Annotated in this window: 17 protein-coding genes; 3 read left to right on the top strand and 14 right to left on the bottom strand. The window is 44.0% G+C overall.

Annotated elements, in window-relative coordinates:
- Positions 1 to 141 precede the first annotated feature (141 nt).
- The 6 genes from accA to BA724_RS11175 all read right to left on the bottom strand — a co-directional run bounded on the left by accA (position 142) and on the right by BA724_RS11175 (position 7,089).
- Entirely contained in the window at positions 142 to 1,113 is a 972-nt protein-coding gene (gene accA, locus BA724_RS11200) for an acetyl-CoA carboxylase carboxyl transferase subunit alpha (RefSeq protein WP_069938758.1), read from the bottom strand.
- Entirely contained in the window at positions 1,110 to 1,970 is an 861-nt protein-coding gene (gene accD, locus BA724_RS11195; protein ID WP_069939230.1) for an acetyl-CoA carboxylase, carboxyltransferase subunit beta, read from the bottom strand. Before accD ends, accA begins: the two co-directional genes overlap by 4 nt.
- 27 nt (positions 1,971 to 1,997) lie before the next feature.
- Positions 1,998 to 2,531 carry a FadR/GntR family transcriptional regulator gene (locus tag BA724_RS11190; RefSeq protein ID WP_069938757.1) on the bottom strand — a complete coding sequence of 178 codons (534 nt, stop codon included), beginning with the start codon at positions 2,529 to 2,531 and terminating at the stop codon, positions 1,998 to 2,000.
- Positions 2,532 to 2,726 carry a hypothetical protein gene (locus BA724_RS19130; RefSeq protein ID WP_069938756.1) on the bottom strand — a complete coding sequence of 65 codons (195 nt, stop codon included), beginning with the start codon at positions 2,724 to 2,726 and terminating at the stop codon, positions 2,532 to 2,534.
- A gap of 88 nt (positions 2,727 to 2,814) precedes the next feature.
- Complete coding sequence (gene dnaE / locus BA724_RS11180; RefSeq protein WP_069938755.1) at positions 2,815 to 6,081, bottom strand: DNA polymerase III subunit alpha; 3,267 nt, start codon at positions 6,079 to 6,081, stop codon at positions 2,815 to 2,817.
- Positions 6,082 to 6,153: 72 nt separating this feature from the next.
- Complete coding sequence (locus BA724_RS11175; RefSeq protein WP_069938754.1) at positions 6,154 to 7,089, bottom strand: DHH family phosphoesterase; 936 nt, start codon at positions 7,087 to 7,089, stop codon at positions 6,154 to 6,156.
- 96 nt (positions 7,090 to 7,185) lie between these two features.
- On the opposite strand from BA724_RS11175, the gene BA724_RS11170 reads away from it, so the two are divergent.
- Complete coding sequence (locus tag BA724_RS11170) at positions 7,186 to 7,494, top strand: YtpI family protein (protein WP_069938753.1); 309 nt, start codon at positions 7,186 to 7,188, stop codon at positions 7,492 to 7,494.
- Between the two features lie 45 nt (positions 7,495 to 7,539).
- Here the strand turns inward: BA724_RS11170 and BA724_RS11165 are convergent, their stop codons facing one another.
- Both BA724_RS11165 and BA724_RS11160 read right to left on the bottom strand, forming a co-directional pair.
- Positions 7,540 to 8,853 carry a CBS domain-containing protein gene (locus BA724_RS11165; protein ID WP_069938752.1) on the bottom strand — a complete coding sequence of 438 codons (1,314 nt, stop codon included), beginning with the start codon at positions 8,851 to 8,853 and terminating at the stop codon, positions 7,540 to 7,542.
- Between the two features lie 98 nt (positions 8,854 to 8,951).
- Positions 8,952 to 9,632, bottom strand: a complete 681-nt coding sequence (locus BA724_RS11160; protein WP_069938751.1) for a metal-dependent hydrolase — start codon at positions 9,630 to 9,632, stop codon at positions 8,952 to 8,954.
- 212 nt (positions 9,633 to 9,844) lie between these two features.
- Here BA724_RS11160 and BA724_RS11155 point away from each other — a divergent pair, with 212 nt between their 5' ends.
- Complete coding sequence (locus tag BA724_RS11155; RefSeq protein WP_069938750.1) at positions 9,845 to 10,294, top strand: universal stress protein; 450 nt, start codon at positions 9,845 to 9,847, stop codon at positions 10,292 to 10,294.
- Positions 10,295 to 10,456: 162 nt separating this feature from the next.
- On the opposite strand, the gene argH is transcribed toward BA724_RS11155, so the two are convergent.
- Both argH and BA724_RS11145 read right to left on the bottom strand, forming a co-directional pair.
- On the bottom strand, positions 10,457 to 11,833 hold the full coding sequence (gene argH / locus BA724_RS11150; RefSeq protein ID WP_069938749.1) for an argininosuccinate lyase: 1,377 nt from the start codon (positions 11,831 to 11,833) through the stop codon (positions 10,457 to 10,459).
- Between the two features lie 2 nt (positions 11,834 to 11,835).
- Positions 11,836 to 13,038 (bottom strand): argininosuccinate synthase, encoded by a 1,203-nt coding sequence (locus tag BA724_RS11145; RefSeq protein ID WP_069938748.1) that lies wholly within the window; start codon positions 13,036 to 13,038, stop codon positions 11,836 to 11,838.
- Between the two features lie 231 nt (positions 13,039 to 13,269).
- Here BA724_RS11145 and BA724_RS11140 point away from each other — a divergent pair, with 231 nt between their 5' ends.
- Positions 13,270 to 13,581 (top strand): hypothetical protein, encoded by a 312-nt coding sequence (locus BA724_RS11140; protein ID WP_069938747.1) that lies wholly within the window; start codon positions 13,270 to 13,272, stop codon positions 13,579 to 13,581.
- 16 nt (positions 13,582 to 13,597) lie between these two features.
- On the opposite strand, the gene BA724_RS11135 is transcribed toward BA724_RS11140, so the two are convergent.
- The 4 genes from BA724_RS11135 to rarD form a co-directional block, all read right to left on the bottom strand.
- Positions 13,598 to 14,422, bottom strand: a complete 825-nt coding sequence (locus BA724_RS11135) for an EcsC family protein (RefSeq protein WP_069938746.1) — start codon at positions 14,420 to 14,422, stop codon at positions 13,598 to 13,600.
- A gap of 5 nt (positions 14,423 to 14,427) precedes the next feature.
- Positions 14,428 to 15,420 carry a class I SAM-dependent methyltransferase gene (locus BA724_RS11130; RefSeq protein ID WP_069938745.1) on the bottom strand — a complete coding sequence of 331 codons (993 nt, stop codon included), beginning with the start codon at positions 15,418 to 15,420 and terminating at the stop codon, positions 14,428 to 14,430.
- 84 nt (positions 15,421 to 15,504) lie between these two features.
- A complete protein-coding gene (tpx, locus tag BA724_RS11125; RefSeq protein ID WP_069938744.1) occupies positions 15,505 to 16,005 on the bottom strand; it encodes a thiol peroxidase in 501 nt (166 codons plus the stop codon).
- A 74-nt stretch (positions 16,006 to 16,079) separates the two neighbouring features.
- Positions 16,080 to 16,985, bottom strand: a complete 906-nt coding sequence (gene rarD, locus BA724_RS11120) for an EamA family transporter RarD (RefSeq protein ID WP_069938743.1) — start codon at positions 16,983 to 16,985, stop codon at positions 16,080 to 16,082.
- Positions 16,986 to 17,042 lie beyond the last annotated feature (57 nt).

Here is a 17,042-nt window from a genome sequence, read left to right as displayed (position 1 = left end):
AGTCACAACTCTCATATGCCTACCTCCTTTTAAGATAACAGAACGTTTTGCCATTCACAATCTTTACCCATAAAGTAAGCGTTAACACCTAAAAAACCTCATGTTTCCACTCAGTTACCGAAAAAAAACCGGTCCTGAAAGTTAATCTTTCAGGCCGGTTGTTTGTTCGGCATAGCCGCCAATCCGCTTATATTTTTCATAACGCAGGTCAACAAGAGCGGTTTGTTCCATCATTTGCAGCTGTTTAATTGCCGGCTGCAATACTTCATCAATCAGCTCCGCTTGCTTTTTTGCATCACGGTGCGCACCGCCGCGCACTTCCGGAATGATTTCATCCACGATGCCGAGCGAACGTAAATCTGGAGCTGTAATTTTCATTGTTTCGGCTGCACGTTTTGCGAGTCCCGCATCTTTCCATAAAAGAGCAGCTGCCCCTTCCGGTGAAATAACAGAGTATGTCGAGTTTTCAAGCATAAATAATCGGTCTCCGACACCAAGTGCCAGTGCTCCTCCACTTCCCCCTTCACCAATCACGATGCAAATAACCGGAACCGTCAAACCGGCCATCTCAAAGATATTACGGGCAATTGCTTCGCTTTGCCCACGTTCCTCGGCTGCTTTTCCCGGATACGCCCCTTTTGTATCAATTAAACAAATAATCGGCCGATTAAATTTCTCTGCCTGCTTCATAAGACGCAGTGCTTTCCGGTACCCTTCTGGATGAGGCATACCAAATGTACGCTGAATGTTTTCTTTCGTATCTCGCCCACGCTGGTGGCCGATAACAGTTACAGGCTGTCCATGGTACTTCGCTATTCCCGCGACAATCGCTGCATCATCGCCATATGCGCGGTCTCCATGCAGTTCAAAAAAGCCTTCAAACAAGTATGAGATATAATCCAGTGTCGTCGGCCGGTTCGGATGACGTGCCATTTGCACACGGTCCCAGGGCGTCATGCTGTTGTAAATGTCATCTTCCAGCTTCTTCAAACGCAGTTCCAGCTTTTCAATTTCGTCTGATAAATCCACTTCTGATGTAGAAGTGAAATTTTTTAATTCAGCAATTTTTTCTTGCAGGTCACGGACCGGCTTTTCAAATTCAAGTCCTGTCATCTTTCTCCACCGCCCGTTTGATGAATATCAAGCAAAAATGAAAGCTTTTCTTTCATTTCACTTCTGTGCAACACGGCATCAAGCTGGCCACACTTCAGTAAAAATTCAGCCGTCTGAAAATCCTCAGGCAGTTTTTCACGAATGGTCTGTTCAATAATCCGCCGTCCTGCAAATCCAATGAGCGCACCGGGCTCTGCAAAGTTAAAGTCTCCTAAAGACGCAAAGCTTGCCGATACACCGCCTGTTGTAGGGTGGGTCATTACCGACACAATCAATCCGCCGCGATCACTCAGCCGCTTAAATGCAGCACCAGTCTTAGCCATCTGCATGAGGGACAAAACCCCCTCCTGCATACGCGCACCACCAGAAGCTGTAAAAATAATAAATGGAATCCGAAGGCGAATCGCTTCTTCAACCGCTCGCGTGATTTTTTCCCCAACGACTGAACCCATGCTGCCCATTCGAAATGACGAATCCATAAATGCAAAAGCCGATGGATAGCCATCAATTGTTCCGACACCTGTTACAATTGCTTCAGTTAAGCCGGTTTTCTTTTGATCAGCTGCTATTTTCTCTTCATAATCCGGAAATTTAAGCGGGTTGGCCGTTGACAAGCCGGCATCGAGTTCACGGAAAGAGCCTTCATCTAAAAGACTTTTAATGCGTTCATGCGCTTTCATCGGGTAATGATAGCCACACCCAAAGCAAACATGGAGGTTTTTTTGTAATTCTCTTGTGTACATAATTTTTTTGCATTTCGGGCATTTTTGCATAATACCTTCAGGGACATCCTGTTTTGCTGCCTCCGACGGAATCGTTGCATATTTTATTTTTTTCGGTTTTTGTTTTGTGAACATATTTTTAATCGCCACTGTTCCACCCCTTTACTGGCCCTCTGAATACTGGATTTGTTTGGCCGCAGCCAGCAGCTCTTGAAGACGTTCGTTGTCCGGATCACTCCCGGCATAATCGGAAATGATCATCCATATATTTTGGAGCAAACGATTATCCGCTGCTTCTATTTTTTGCTGAAAAGAACTCCCTGACTCGTTAAAATCGAAGCTGGATTTTCTAGATAAGATAGCGAGACATCCTAATTCCAATATCGCTTTAACGTCCCGAACATCTTCTTTGTTTTGTTCACCATCAAAAATAAATGTGCCAATGAGCGGGACAAGCTGGTGATCTGTAAAATCGCGCAGAAAAGTCCCTTCACCGCGCCGTGTTTCAATGAGCCCCAGCAGTTCCAAAGCCCTCAGCGCTTCCCGAACCGATGAACGCCCGATTGAAAGCCGGTCTGACAGTTCTCGCTCTGATGGAATTTTATCCCCGCATTGAAGACGGTCTGTTTTAATCATTTCCTGAATTTGCGAAATAGCTGCCAAAAATTTAGAAGGCGGACGTGATGAATCTTTCATTTATTCACCTTTGCCAATCAATGATAGCTGCATTGTTTTTTGATGCACATCTTCTGGATTTGCTTTACGGCGTGCCACACCAGGCGAGTACGCAAGGCTTAGATCCTTTGCATTCTTGACAACCGTTTTAATTCCAGTAGACAATTCACCCTGGTTTTCTTTATGCATCTGGCGTGCTTCTTCCTGATTTGACATCCTGACATCTCCCCTATCTTGCCATACCAGTGGTCAGACCACATAATTCACTATAATACTTTAAACGATTCAAAAGCAATTGTAAAGGTTAGACAAATGATTTAAGAACGACATTTTTGGCTCCACACTTCTTTTTTAATTCATCTATTAATTCAGCTGTTGGCGACACTTTATATTTCGTTCCAAGTCTTACTGTCTCTTTTGTCCGTTCATAATGAATGACGACAGAAGCACGGCCCGGGCAGCGCTGCAATTCGTCAACGACCCATTCTGCCAGCCTGCTTTCTCCTTTGCCTTCCTGCAGTTGAATATACAGCGTTTGTTTTTCTTCCATGATTTTGTTCAAGCCATCTTTAATTGATTCTATAGACTTAATAATAATTTGCAGCGTTCCATTTCTTTCCTCTGTCGATCCAAATGCCAGTACAACTTGTCCTTTTTCAATAAGTGCTCCGAATTTCCGGTATGTGTCGGGGAATAAAACGACCTCTTTCTCTCCTGTCTCATCGATAAAAGAAGAAAATGCCATCTTCTCTCCTTTCTTCGTCCGAATTTCACGAACGGTCCCAACCATTCCAGCAACGATGATGTTTCGGCTTTTCCGAAGCTCCGCCAGTGGAACGGCTCCTGCCTGGCTCAGCATCGAACGATACATCGCTACCGGATGATCCGATATATACAGACCGAGCATCTCTTTTTCTTTTTCAAGCTTTGTGTCACTTTCCAGATCCGGTACATCTGCGTATTTCGGGTGAAATGAAACGCCGAGCCCCTCAAATAAACTTCCTTCGTCGGGCTGGATGAGCGCGGCATGTTCAAAAGCAGCATCGATGCTGGCGAGAAGCACGGCGCGATCTTGACCAAATTCGTCCATAGCGCCGGCATAAATTAAGGATTCAATTACTTTTCGATTCACGACACCGATCGGCACTCGCTGGCAAAAATCAAATAAGTCGCGAAAGTGTCCCTTTTTTCGCTCGTCAATAATGGCTTTGGCTGACTGCTGTCCGACACCTTTTACTGGCACGAGGCCGAATCGGATACCATCAGAATCCGCTTGAAACGAAAAACTGCTCCAATTGACGGATGGTGCAAGAAAATGCAGGTTGTATTCAGCTGCTTCTGCTGCATATTGCCGCAGTTTCTCTTCATTTCCAGTTTGTGATTGAAGCAGTGCTGCAAGAAAATGTGCCGGGTAGTGTGCTTTGAGCCAGGCAAGCCAATATGCAATCATACTGTATGCAACCGCATGGCTGCGATTAAATCCGTAATCGGCAAACCGGACAATTAAGTCATACACGTAGACGGCTGTTTTTTCGTCAATACCGTTTTGTTTGGCGCCACTGACAAAATGCCGCCTTTCCTTTTCCAGCGTTTCCTTTTTCTTTTTGCTCACAGCACGGCGAAGCAAGTCAGCCTCACCAGGCGAAAAACCGGCTAATTTAACAGCAATTTGAATAATTTGTTCCTGATAAACGATAATGCCATATGTCGGTTCCAGGATGTCTTTTAAAATTGGATGTGAATACCTGATCTCCTCTTGTTCATGACGGCGTTTAATGTATAAGGGGATTTGCTCCATCGGACCGGGACGATATAATGCGTTGACCGCTACCATATCTTCAAACCGGTTTGGCTGGAGATTCATGAGCACGTTTCTCATTCCGTCCGATTCAAACTGAAAAACACCAGCTGTTTTTCCTTGTCCGAGCAATTGAAAAACAAGCGGGTCATCCAGTGTAAGCGATAATAAATCTATTTTTTTGCCGGTTTTTCTTTTAATTGAAGCTAAAATTCGTTCAATCGTCGTCAAATTACGTAAACCGAGCAGATCCATTTTTAACAATCCAAGCATTTCAAGCGGCTCCATCGGATATTGCGTTAAGTAAACACCATCGTGCCCATCCATAATCGGTACATAATCCGTCAGCGGCTTTTCTGAAATAATCACGCCGGCTGCATGTGTAGACGTATGGCGCGGCAGTCCCTCTAAATGAAGCGCTGTTTGATAAATTCGTTCGTTTACCTGTGATTCAGCGCGCCAGCCGCTTAAGTTGATTTGTGAAAGCTTCGTTCCTGGAACAGACGGAATGAGCTTTGATAACCGGGACAATTCCGCTGTGTTAAAGCCGAATATACGCGCCGTATCACGCATAACCGCTTTTGCTGACAGTGTACCGAATGTAACAATTTGCGCCGTATGAACAGCGCCATATTTATCAGCGATATATTGAATGACTTCATCTCGGCGATGATCTGGAAAGTCAATATCAATATCCGGCATGGTGATCCGCTCCGGGTTTAAAAACCGCTCAAATAAAAGGTCGTAATGAATGGGATCTACAGCTGTGATTCCTAATGCAAAAGCCACGAGAGACCCTGCAGCCGACCCCCGGCCGGGACCTGCCAGCATGCCTTGCTTTTTTGCATACTGCATAAAATCATGAACGATTAGAAAATAGTCGCTGAAATTCATTTTGCTGATAACCGATAACTCATAGGAAAGCCGCTTCATGTAAAGACTGTTTTTTTCCGAAAGCCCCTCCATACACAACCTCTTTAGACGATCATCAGCGGTTTCACCATCCGGAAGCGGAAAAGAGGGAATCAGCCGGCTGCCGAACTCAATGTTTACATGGCAAAGTTCGGCAATGGCCTCCGTGTTTTCGATTGCTTCTGGCATCTCTTTGTATGTATCTTTTAATTGTGCGCTTGACGCAAACGCATATACCGCTTCCGCTACTTCTTCTTCGGGGTCAATAAGCCGGTTTTCTCGAATCGCCTGCAGGCATTTGGACGCAAAAGCACCTTCTGTATGTGCGTATTGCACATTGCCAATCGCAACAACCGGAATGCTGCTTTCTCTTGCTTTTTCAATTAAAAAACGCTCACGGCTGCCCCCCCGAAGACCAATATAAAAGTGGCTGAACAACTGCTTAAAATGAGCCGCCGCTTCTTCAGAAGGATCGCCATCGAGTCCGGGAAGCACCGCAATGATTCCTTCTGCATATCCATTAAGCCACCGAAGCGGGAGACCGCTTTTCGCTTTCGTTTGCAGAGCACTTGCGATTTTGGTCAAGTTGGAAAAACCTATATCATTCTGCGCGTACAAAAGAAGCGGAAAAGCTTGCCCGCTTACCTGCTGGGCTTCCACTTCTGCTTTTAACCCAATAATAGGCTTAATATTTCTCTTTTTGCAGGCAAGGTAAAAAGGAATGGCCGCATGAAGGTTGTTCCAGTCAGTCAGCCCGATTGCCTTGCTGCCCATTTCCTGCGCTTTTTGGGCGATCTTCTCAGGCGTAAGAGTCGCTCCCCGAAAGCTGTATGCCGTTTCCGTTTCCAAATGGATCATCATTTTTCACTCCTTCCGGTTATGTGAATGTATGTTCTTTTTTTTATATAAAAGAAAGGAGAAAAAATTCTCCTTTTATTGCCCAGCAACAAGTGTTTTTAAATCTGCCAGCACTTGATCTGCTTCTTTCCATGAGTAAATACTGGCACCTGCAGCTAGAGGATGTCCGCCGCCGCCATACTTCATGGCGAGACCATTAATAACAGGCCCTTTCGAACGGAACCGGACGCGAATCTGATCTTCTTCTTCAATGAAAAACACCCAGGACCGAATGCCTTTGACGCTGCCTAAAATACTGACTAGGAGCGATGTTTCCGCTTGTGTCGCCTGAAACTTTTGAAGCAGCTCTTTCGTTAAGCGCACTTCAGCAACACCAGAATCGTCTATGTCAAAATGCTGCAAAATGTAGCCCTCTAACTTCAACACGTGTGCGTCTTTCTCATACATATTGTTAAACAGTTCCTGACGATCAAACGTATATTGCATGAGCTCACCGGCATATTGCATCGTATCAATCGTTGTCGACGAGTATAAAAATCGCCCTGTATCGCTGACAATGCCTGCATATAGAAGGCGTGCCGCAGCGTCGCTCATTTTCAGCTGGCCTTCAGACGTCTTATACAGCTCATAAATCATCTGGCTGCACGCCGCAGCATCCACGTCAACCCAAAGCAAATCGCCGTACGGATCTTCATTCGGGTGGTGGTCGATTTTAATGATTTCTTTACCAAGCTTGTAGCGCTGATCACAAATCCGTGCCTGGTTTGCCGTATCACATACAATCACAAGCGCATTTTCATACACACTGTCTTCAATCTGATCAAGACGGCGCATAAAATAAAGAGTCGGCTCTTCTTCGCCCACAGTATAAACTGTTTTTTCCGGAAACGTTGCTTTAATAATTTCGGCAAGACCTCCCTGCGATCCGTATGCATCTGGATCAGGACGCACATGGCGATGCAGAATGATTGTGTCATACTGTTTAATTTTGTCGATAATGTGTTGTTTCAAGTCTTTTCCCCTTCTCTAAAGGCTCGTTTCCGGTGGAAATCCGCCGCTATTCCCGTTACAATAAAACGAGAGTAAAAAAACGGAGGAATATGTTGGATGCCCAATTTCTTTTTAGTCGTAATTATTGTTTTATCGTTTATTTTTTATTTGTTTTATAAAGTTCAGTATGTCCGCAGCAGACGGCCAATGGAGCGAAAATGGCTGTCTGCGAAATCCAGCATGGTGCTTGGATTGTTTGTCGGTATGTTTGGCGTCAATACGCTGCTCATTCAGCAAACAATGACCGCTTATATTGTCGCGGCTATTTTTATCTTATACGGATTCGCCAGTATGATTGCAGGCTTCAAAATGTATAAGCACTATTTACCCTTTGCCCGGCAGGAAGCGGAAGAACTGGATCGATAACGGATGGAAAAGCAGGCATATCAGCCTGCTTTTTTCAATTTGTTGTTAGCGGTCGATTAATTGGCACATCATCATTACTTTGCCTGCCAGCACACCCGTGTTGTATACTTCCACATCCACTTTCCCGAATTTCCGGCCGATCTCCAGCACTTTTGGAAAAATGGTCAGCGTTGATTCCATTTGAATCGGCTTTAAAAAGTAAATGGTGATATTTTCAACAACGAGATCCCCGCGTTTGTGAGCACGTAATGCCCGATTCGCCGCTTCTGTGACGATGGTTGTAAAAACACCATATGAAATAGTACCAAGCTGATTGGTCATTTGCGGTGTTACATCAAATTGGTAGCCTCCACCCGCTTCTTGATCTTCAGGCAAAATAAGCTGCTTGGCGATCGTATCATCGAGCGTTTCGGCCGCTTGAGGCTGACGCTGTGCCATCTGCATCGCTTTTAAGACGTCCTGTCGGCTGACAATCCCCTGCAAGCGGTTTTGCTCATCAATGACCGGCAGCAATTCAATTCCTTCCCAAATCATCATATGCGCGGCTGAGGCAACACTTGTTTTAAGTGTGACCGTAATCGGATGTTTCGTCATCACTTTATCAATCAGCATTTCCCGGCCGCTTCCCATTATATCTTTCGCTGTAACCATACCAAATACCTTTAAATGTTCATCGACTACTGGAAATCGGCTGTGCGATGTTTCTCTGTTTTTATCAAGCCAGTCACCGACCGTATCACCCAGCTCCAAAAAAACACTGCTTTCAACCGGTGTTAAAATATCACCGACAAGCACAATTTCTTTTTTGATAAGCTGATCGTAAATAGCCCGGTTAATCATGGCCGCAACGGTGAACGTGTCATAGCTTGTCGAAATGACCGGAAGCTCCAGGTCATCCGCCAGCTTCTTCAATTCATCGCCTGCTTCAAATCCGCCAGTAATTAAAACAGCCGCACCAGCTTGCAGCGCAAGTTCGTGGGCTTTCACCCGGTTTCCGACAATTAACAAGTTGCCTGGACCTGTGTAGCGCATCATCGCTTCCAGCTGCATTGCACCGATGACGAATTTATTTAATGTTTTATGTAGTCCGTTTCGCCCGCCCAGCACTTGCCCATCGACAATATTGACGACTTCTGCAAATGTCAGCTTTTCAATGTTTTCTTTTTTCTTTTGCTCGATCCGGATTGTTCCGACACGTTCAATCGCGCTGACCATTCCTTTTGTCTCAGCATCTTTAATCGCCCGGTAGGCGGTTCCCTCACTAAGCGAAAGTGCCTTGGCAATTTGGCGGACGGAAATCTTCTCGCCGATCGGCAATTCCTCAATGTACTGAAGAATTTGTTCATGTTTCGTTATCAATAGCCCCACCAGTCCCTTTCCGCTCTCATTCCTTTCTTAATTATAGACCAAAACAAAGCGAAAAAAAAGAAGCCGCCTCCTCTGAGACAGCTCTGATTTTATAATTGGATTATATCTCCGGCATTCATTACTTTCCCGCTCCCGTTTTTCACTTTCGACGTGAAGTCTTCTGGGTTTTGCTTAATTGGGGGAAAGGTGTCGTAATGAATCGGCACGACTGTTTTCGCCTGTAAAAATTCCGCCGCGATCGCCGCATCTTCAGGTCCCATCGTAAAATTATCACCGATTGGCAGGAAAGCCAAATCAATTGGATGACGTTGAGCAATTAATTTCATATCAGAAAATAAGCCAGTATCCCCTGCATGATAGACGGTTTTTCCTTCATTCATAATAAGAACCCCAGCCGGCATACCCATGTATAAAAACGTTCCATCTTCCTGCTGAAGACCAGAGCCATGAAACGCCTGGGTAAATTTAATTTTTCCAAACTCAAATTCACGGCTGCCGCCTATATGCATAGGATGCGCATTAACACCTTGATGCTGTAAATAAAGCGCCAGCTCGTTCACAGCAATAACAAGCGCACCGCTTCGCTTAGCAATCTCTACTGTATCGCCTACGTGGTCGCCATGCCCATGCGTCAGCACGATAAAATCCGGATTTTGTTCGTTTGCTTTTAAATCCGTCAAGTCGTTTCCAGTAATAAACGGATCGATCAACACCGTTTTTCCGTTTGATTCAATTTTCACAATCGAATGTCCGTGAAATGATACTTTCATGTTTAGTCCCCTTCCCTTTTGTTAAGCATTTTCACACATTTCTTTCTTAAAAGCATTATGACATATTTCCCTTTTCAAAGACACTTAAAACCTGACTTGAAGAAGAAGTCATACTTCTCTTTTAAAATAATAGATTATTTTCAGAATGTTTAGCTTATCACTTTTTATTTTATATTTTTGTTGTAAAATGTAACTATAAGGGGGAATGACTTATGTTGAAGTATAAGCACGTATTAGTAGCCGTTGACGGATCAAAAGAAGCGGAATGGGCCTTTAAAAAATCTGTTCAAATCGCAAAACGAAATGGTGCTTCGCTAAACCTTGTTCATGTCATTGACACCCGTTCATTTGCCGCCATCGAGGCGTACGACCGCTCCATCGCTGAACGCGCAACAAAATACGGAAACGAGCTTCTTAACGATTATAAAAAAGAAGCGGAAACAGCTGGTGTGACACATGTAAATACGTTTGTCGAATATGGTTCTCCTAAATCAATCATCCCAAAAGATATAGCGAAACAAGTAGAAGCAGATTTGATCATCTGTGGCGCCACTGGATTAAACGCAATGGAACGTTTTTTAATCGGAAGCGTTTCCGAGCATATTACACGGGCAGCCAACTGTGATGTATTAATTGTCCGTACTGATGATATTGATGAATAACTGCATGCATAAAAAAACCGCCACTTCTTTGGCGGTTTTTTGTTAATCCAGCTCCCAGCTCCATCGGCTCAAGGTCATAAGCCAGCGCTTCTGGAGACAAAAAGCGCCTCCGCCAGTCTTAGTCTTATGCTTGTCGCCGATAAGCAGGCGCCTTACACTTTTTTATTTTAGCAGTTCTCTTGCCGCTTGAATTTGGTTTTCGACTTGGTCAAACCCTGTGCCGCCGAGAGACTTCCTTCTCTTGACTGCTTCGTACGGTGACAGAACGCCGTAAATATCTTCTTCGATGACATTTGATGCTTCTTTCAACTCTTCCATCGACAAATCAAGCAGGAAGCATCCTTTTTGGATACACGTAAATACAAGCTTGCCGGTAATTTCATGCGCTTCACGGAATGGGATGCCTTTTGCAGCCAGGTAATCCGCAAGCTCTGTCGCATTGGAGAAATCATTTTGCACGGCGTCTTTCATGCGGTCTTCATTTACCGTCATTGTATCGACCATTCCCGCAAAAATTTTCAGAGAACCAAGAACCGTATGCACGGTATCAAACATACCCTCTTTATCCTCTTGCATATCTTTATTATAGGCAAGAGGCAGCCCTTTCAAAATCGTCAGCAAGCTGAACAGATTGCCGTATACACGGCCTGTTTTGCCGCGAATCAATTCTGCCATATCCGGATTTTTCTTTTGCGGCATAATGCTTGAGCCGGTTGAGAACGTATCGTCCATCTCGACGAAGCGAAACTCCTGACTTGACCATAAAATGATTTCTTCTGCAAAACGCGACATGTGCATCATTAAAATGGATGATGCGCTTAAAAATTCAAGAATGAAATCGCGGTCACTTACCGCATCCATACTGTTTTGGTAAACATTTGAGAACCCAAGCAGCTCCGCAGAACGCTGACGGTCAATCGGGAACGTCGTGCCGGCGAGTGCCCCTGCCCCGAGCGGTGACACATCAATCCGTTTTAATGCTTCCTGATACCGTTCTTTATCGCGCTGCAGCATCCAAAAATATGTCATTAAATGATGACCAAATGAAATCGGCTGCGCACGCTGCAAATGTGTGTAGCCCGGCGCAAGTGTTTCTTTATGCTTGTCGGCTTTCTCCACTAAAACCGACTGGAACTGGCTGATTAATCCGATAATGTCTTTGACTTGCTTCTTCAAGTACAAATGCATGTCTGTTGCGACTTGATCATTCCGGCTTCTTCCGGTATGAAGCTTTCCGCCAACAGGACCAATCGAATCAATTAATGCTTTTTCTAAGTTTAAATGAATATCTTCAAGTGAAACCGAAAACTCGATTTCACCGGCTTCGGCTTTCTTCTTTAAAGCCTCAAGCCCTGACTTGATTTGATTCATTTCTTCGTTTGTTAAAATGCCTGTCTCACCAAGCATGGTCACGTGGGCGATGCTGCCTTCGATATCTTCGAAAACGAGCTCCTGGTCAAATGAGATGGACGCTCCGAATTCGTCTACCCACTCTTCCGCTGATTTTTGAAACCGTCCGCCCCATAACTTTTTCGTCATGATTACTTAAGCCCCTTCTCTTTATGAACGCGCGAGCTGACAACCGTTGGAAGGCCGTATAGATTGATAAAACCAACCGCAGATGCATGATCAAACGCATCGTCTTTAGAGTAAGTAGCCAAGCTTTCATCATACAATGAATATGGCGATTTTCTTCCTTCAACAATAGCATGCCCTTTAAAGAGTTTCACACGCACTGTACCTGTTACATATTTTTGTGTATCTTTCAAAAAAGCAACAAGTGATTCCCGAATCGGGTTGAACCAAAGACCATCATAAATGATTTCAGTTAAACGCTTTTCGATAACCGGTTTAAAGTGAGCAAGTTCTTTTACAAGTGTAATGTCTTCAAGCTCTTTGTGTGCAGTAATAAGCGTTGTTGCGCCCGGTGTTTCATACACTTCACGTGATTTAATACCGACAAGACGGTTTTCAATGTGGTCAATACGGCCAACTCCGTGCTTGCCTGCTACTTCATTTAAGTGAAGAATCAATTGATCCAGTTCCATTTTCTCGCCGTTTACAGCTGTTGGAACACCTTCTTCAAAATCAATTTCGATAATGTCCGGCGTATCTGGTGTATCTTCTAAATGAGCTGTTAAGTCATATGCATCAAGCGGTGGTGCCGCCCAAGGATCTTCTAAAGCGCCGCATTCGTTGGCGCGACCCCATAGGTTCTGGTCAATCGAAAACGGGCTTTCTTTTCCAATCGGCACTGGTACGTTGTGCTGCTTCGCATATTCGATTTCTTCTTCACGTGACCAAGCCCAATCACGAACAGGCGCTAAAACTTCTAGATCCGGATTCAACGCGCGGATCGCTACTTCGAAACGAACCTGGTCATTTCCTTTTCCTGTGCAGCCATGTGCAACAGCTGTTGCATTTTCCTGCTCTGCAATTTCGACCAATTTTTTAGAAATAAGCGGGCGAGACAAAGCGGATACAACCGGATATTTGTTTTCATACCATGTATGGCCCTGCAACGCAATAAGTGCAAAATCTTCAGCGAATTCTTTTTTCGCATCGATCATATAACTTTCAACTGCCCCTACTTGAAGCGCTTTGTTTTTAATAAATTCAAGATCTTTTCCTTCGCCGACATCAAGGCACACCGCGATAACATCATACCCTTTTTCTTTCAGCCACGGGATCGCAACGGATGTATCAAGACCACCTGAATACGCGAGAACAACTTTCTTACCCATCTATTATTTCCTCCTCTTAATTGCAAACAACAGTATAATTATTCATTTAATTTTATTTTTATTCTATTAACATGTATAAAGAATATCATGTTCCCCACGGTCTTTCAAGTGCTTTTCTAAAAAAAATACAGTTTTTTGTTTATTTATGTAGAAATCATGTATATTCGGTTATTTTGCTATTTCAAACACTTTTTACTATTATAGAAGAAACTCAATTAAGCAGGTGACTCCATGTTTCATCATGATAAACGCCTCGGGATTTCAGTCCCCTTTCTCAAACGGGAATGGCTTGACTATCCAATAGAAGAGCGGCAGGAAATTATGCATAAATGGGAAATGATTCGGGGGAAGATTCCGGATCGCATTCAAGAACTTGAAGTACATATTATTGAGAAGCAGGCCGCTTTGAATAATGAAGAGGATTTTGACCGATCATGCCAGCTCAATACAGACATTAGCGAGCTCGCCTCGGTTATTAATGATTTATGGCTTTGGTTCAGAATCGTACCCGATGTATATGCCAATGAAAAAATGCATCAATAAAAAGAACCGGCTGTAGTCAGCTCCGGTTCTTTTTTTCATGCAAATAGCGGTATTGATAATATCGTTCAGCAAAAGTAGTCATTTGTTTAACTGCCCGATAATTGGCACCGGCTCCGATCGCCATTGAGATAAGCGGAACGCCCGATATGGTTTGATGACGCAGCGTTCGAACAGCCGCCAGCTTCAATGCGTGACGCAATGGTTCTTGAAGCATCGTTTTATCCATCGCCCAGCTGCCATCAGAAATAGAAGCAATTCCTTCTTCCACTTCTGTGATAAGCTGTGCCCATCCATCTGCTTTCAGATGATCAGGAAGCAAAGAGACGTGAAAGAGATGAAGGATGTTCTCTTTTTCAATTGGATGACTTGGATCAAAACCATATGAAAGAGTGTTTGTTTGAATCGCGTGCAGCCCAATAGCGGTCATAGAAAGAAGATCTGCGGCTATCGGTACCAAACTTCCTGTTCCTGTGATAGCTCCTTGGACTGCCGCGGCTGCATGATTTCTGGAAGCTTGTTGACGGCTTATGTAATGAAGCTGGTCAATTGTAAGACTGCGCAGCTGCTCTACCGTTTCAATATCATCTCGAAAGATCCGGGCTGTCAAGAGTATTCGGCCTCGCACTTCTGTTTGCAGCATTTCTTTTTGCAAAAACGAATGAATCCATTCTATTGATTGATCCACCTGCATAAAAAATCGATCCTGCATATCATCCGTCATGAAGGCTGTGATCCTGTCGAGGGCATCATTCTCCTCTGTTTCATTGCCCCGACTTGAAACCAGCTGCTGCTCCCAATCCATCAGCTGATTCCAATACAAGTGGTCTCTTTTCGTCCACATCGCTGTCATCCTTTCTGATGTTCACTGAACCACCGATCAATTTTTTGAATGATCGCCGCTGTTGCTTTTTTATCTGTTAATGATGGCATGGCTGCGAGCAGCACTTCTTTCGGCTTTTTTACACCTGGTGCTTTTTTGCGGATCATTAAAATGCTTTTTGCCGCTTGTTTATTTTTAAAAAGCGTTTCTGGCAATTGAATCACACCTTCAATATACGCTTCTTCTGTTAAAAAGGACTGCAGCTTTTTCGCTTCCGGTGATTCAAAGAGACCATTCGGAATGACAAAAAACAGCTGCCCACCCGGTTTAGTGTGCTGCAGGCTTTGCTCAATAAACAAGTGATGGGCATATGAATGACCAGTGTCTGCTTTTAGCCTGTATGAAGATGCCCGATTATCATTCGGGTAATACCCTACAGGCAAATCACAAACAACCACATCTACTGGATCAATTAACAGCGGTTCTAGTGCATCTTGATTGTATAATGTAATCGGATGGTGGAGCAGGTTTGCCCCTGCATAGGCAAGCTTTAATAACACATCATCAAGATCGACACCGTGCGCTTCCACTTTTCCATCAAATTCATTTAATACCGTTGTGACGAGATTTCCTGTTCCGATCGTCGGATCCAGCAGCGTAAACGTCTTCGTTGTCCCTATGCTTTTTCTTAATAAATACGCGATAAATAAACCGATTGAATCCGGCGTCATTTGGTGATTCGGCTGAACATTCTCTTTCATACCTTTCAAAATGGCCAGCTGGTACGACTTTCGGATCGCTTCTTTTGAATAGTGTTCCAGTTGAACCTCACTGTATAACTTTTGAAGCCGTTTTTCATCCATTTCATTTAATTCTTCCTGCACGACGTAGCCGTGAAAGAGATTTTCTGCTGTTTCACCGAGCGCTTCTAAATATGAAATCGATAGAAGCCTGCTCATAAGTTCGGCAGATTCATTCATTACGGTAAACAATTTTTCTACTGTTAATTCCTGTGTCATAAAAAAGATCCTCACTTTCATTTCGCAAAAAACAGCCGGCTCCGACAAAATGTCAAAGCCGGCTGTGAACGAGCCTGTACTGAATTAGTTTGCTGCTTTCGCTGCTTCAATCGCCGCGTCGTAGTCCGGGTGATCTGTTCCCTCACCGACATACTCCACATATGTAACTGTATCGCTGGAGTCAATCACAAAAACAGAACGTGCCAGAAGGCGAAGTTCTTTCATGCCAACACCATACGCTTCAGCAAATGAAAAGTCCCGATGATCTGATAATGTTTTTACATTTTCCAGACCAGCTGCGGCGCACCAGCGCTTTTGAGCAAATGGAAGGTCAGCTGAAACAGTCAGCACTTCAACGTTGTCCACTTTTGCCGCTTCTTCATTGAAACGGCGTGTCTGCGCATCACATACACCTGTATCAATAGAAGGCACTACACTGATTAAACGAACTTTGCCTGATGTATCAGCAAGTGTGACAGCTGACAAGTCATTTGCCAACACCGTAAAATCCGGAGCTTTGTCCCCCACTTTTACCTCGTTCCCAATCAATGTCATTGGATTTCCTTTAAATGTTACGTTTGCCATTGTTTATTCCCTCCAAATTCAGCATTATACATACATCATACTGAATCACGTACTCCGATTGCAATGAAAAAGGGCTAAACGACCGCTTTTTTCTTTTGAACACTTTTTATCTGGGCAAATGTAAAGACAGCAAGCGCGCTCCAAATAAAAACAAAAGAAAGCAATTGCGATGGCGTAAATGGTTCATTGTATATAAAAACGCCGAGCAAAAGCGTCATCGTTGGCGCAATGTATTGCAGGAAGCCGATCAAATAAAGCGGAATTTTTTGTGCCCCATGCCCGAATAAAAGAAGAGGGATCGCCGTGAGCACACCACCGCCCATTAAGAGAAGATCTGTCTGGATATCGCCTGAAAACAATTGAATACTGCCTTTTCTTGATAAAAACAATAGATATAAAACGGCAAACGGGGTGACAGCGGCTGTTTCAATTGTCAAGCCAACCGCCGCATCCATCCGAATCATCTTTTTGGCTAAGCCATAAAGAGCGAATGAAATCGCCAGTGATAATGATACCCATGGAAAAGAACCATACGAAAATGTCATAATTAAAACCCCGCATGCGGCCAGCAAAAAAGAAATGACTTGCGCCTTAGAAAGCGATTCTTTTAGCACGACAACCCCGAGCAGCACACTCATAAGCGGATTAATATAATAGCCCATACTCGTTTCAATAATATGGTTATTGTTCACTGCCCAAATAAAAACAAACCAGTTAATGCTGATTAAGAATGAGGCCGCCCCGAGTGCCAGTGCTTTTTTTGGATGAATTGTAATCTCTTTCAATACGCTTTTAAGCGGTGCAAGCTTTCTCATCAGCACGAGCAGTATGATCATAAAAACAAATGACCAAATCACACGGTTCGCCAATATTTCATTGGCAGACACATCACTGATCAGCTTCCAATAAATCGGGATCAATCCCCAAATCACATACGATCCAGCTGTATACATCATGCCGGATTTCCGTTCGTTTTGCATGTATTCACCTCATTTATTTCTATACCCGAAATATATCCCTGGAAAAATCCGCGCCGG

It is taken from the genome of Domibacillus iocasae (assembly GCF_001750285.1).
GTDB classification, from domain to species: Bacteria; Bacillota; Bacilli; order Bacillales; family Domibacillaceae; genus Domibacillus; species Domibacillus iocasae.
The sequence above is the reverse complement of the archived record's forward strand: the minus strand, read 5'-3'. Positions and strand labels throughout refer to the sequence as shown.

Coding starts and splice junctions, on each gene's coding strand:
- BA724_RS11130 (WP_069938745.1), bottom strand. CDS start 15,420: ATGACACAGGAATTAACAGTAGAAAAATTGTTTACCGTAATGAATGAA.
- BA724_RS11190 (WP_069938757.1), bottom strand. CDS start 2,531: ATGAAAGATTCATCACGTCCGCCTTCTAAATTTTTGGCAGCTATTTCG.
- BA724_RS11140 (WP_069938747.1), top strand. CDS start 13,270: ATGTTTCATCATGATAAACGCCTCGGGATTTCAGTCCCCTTTCTCAAA.
- accD (WP_069939230.1), bottom strand. CDS start 1,970: ATGTTCACAAAACAAAAACCGAAAAAAATAAAATATGCAACGATTCCG.
- BA724_RS11155 (WP_069938750.1), top strand. CDS start 9,845: ATGTTGAAGTATAAGCACGTATTAGTAGCCGTTGACGGATCAAAAGAA.
- BA724_RS19130 (WP_069938756.1), bottom strand. CDS start 2,726: ATGTCAAATCAGGAAGAAGCACGCCAGATGCATAAAGAAAACCAGGGT.
- accA (WP_069938758.1), bottom strand. CDS start 1,113: ATGACAGGACTTGAATTTGAAAAGCCGGTCCGTGACCTGCAAGAAAAA.
- rarD (WP_069938743.1), bottom strand. CDS start 16,985: ATGCAAAACGAACGGAAATCCGGCATGATGTATACAGCTGGATCGTAT.
- dnaE (WP_069938755.1), bottom strand. CDS start 6,081: ATGATGATCCATTTGGAAACGGAAACGGCATACAGCTTTCGGGGAGCG.
- BA724_RS11170 (WP_069938753.1), top strand. CDS start 7,186: ATGCCCAATTTCTTTTTAGTCGTAATTATTGTTTTATCGTTTATTTTT.
- tpx (WP_069938744.1), bottom strand. CDS start 16,005: ATGGCAAACGTAACATTTAAAGGAAATCCAATGACATTGATTGGGAAC.
- BA724_RS11160 (WP_069938751.1), bottom strand. CDS start 9,632: ATGAAAGTATCATTTCACGGACATTCGATTGTGAAAATTGAATCAAAC.
- BA724_RS11145 (WP_069938748.1), bottom strand. CDS start 13,038: ATGGGTAAGAAAGTTGTTCTCGCGTATTCAGGTGGTCTTGATACATCC.
- argH (WP_069938749.1), bottom strand. CDS start 11,833: ATGACGAAAAAGTTATGGGGCGGACGGTTTCAAAAATCAGCGGAAGAG.
- BA724_RS11135 (WP_069938746.1), bottom strand. CDS start 14,422: ATGTGGACGAAAAGAGACCACTTGTATTGGAATCAGCTGATGGATTGG.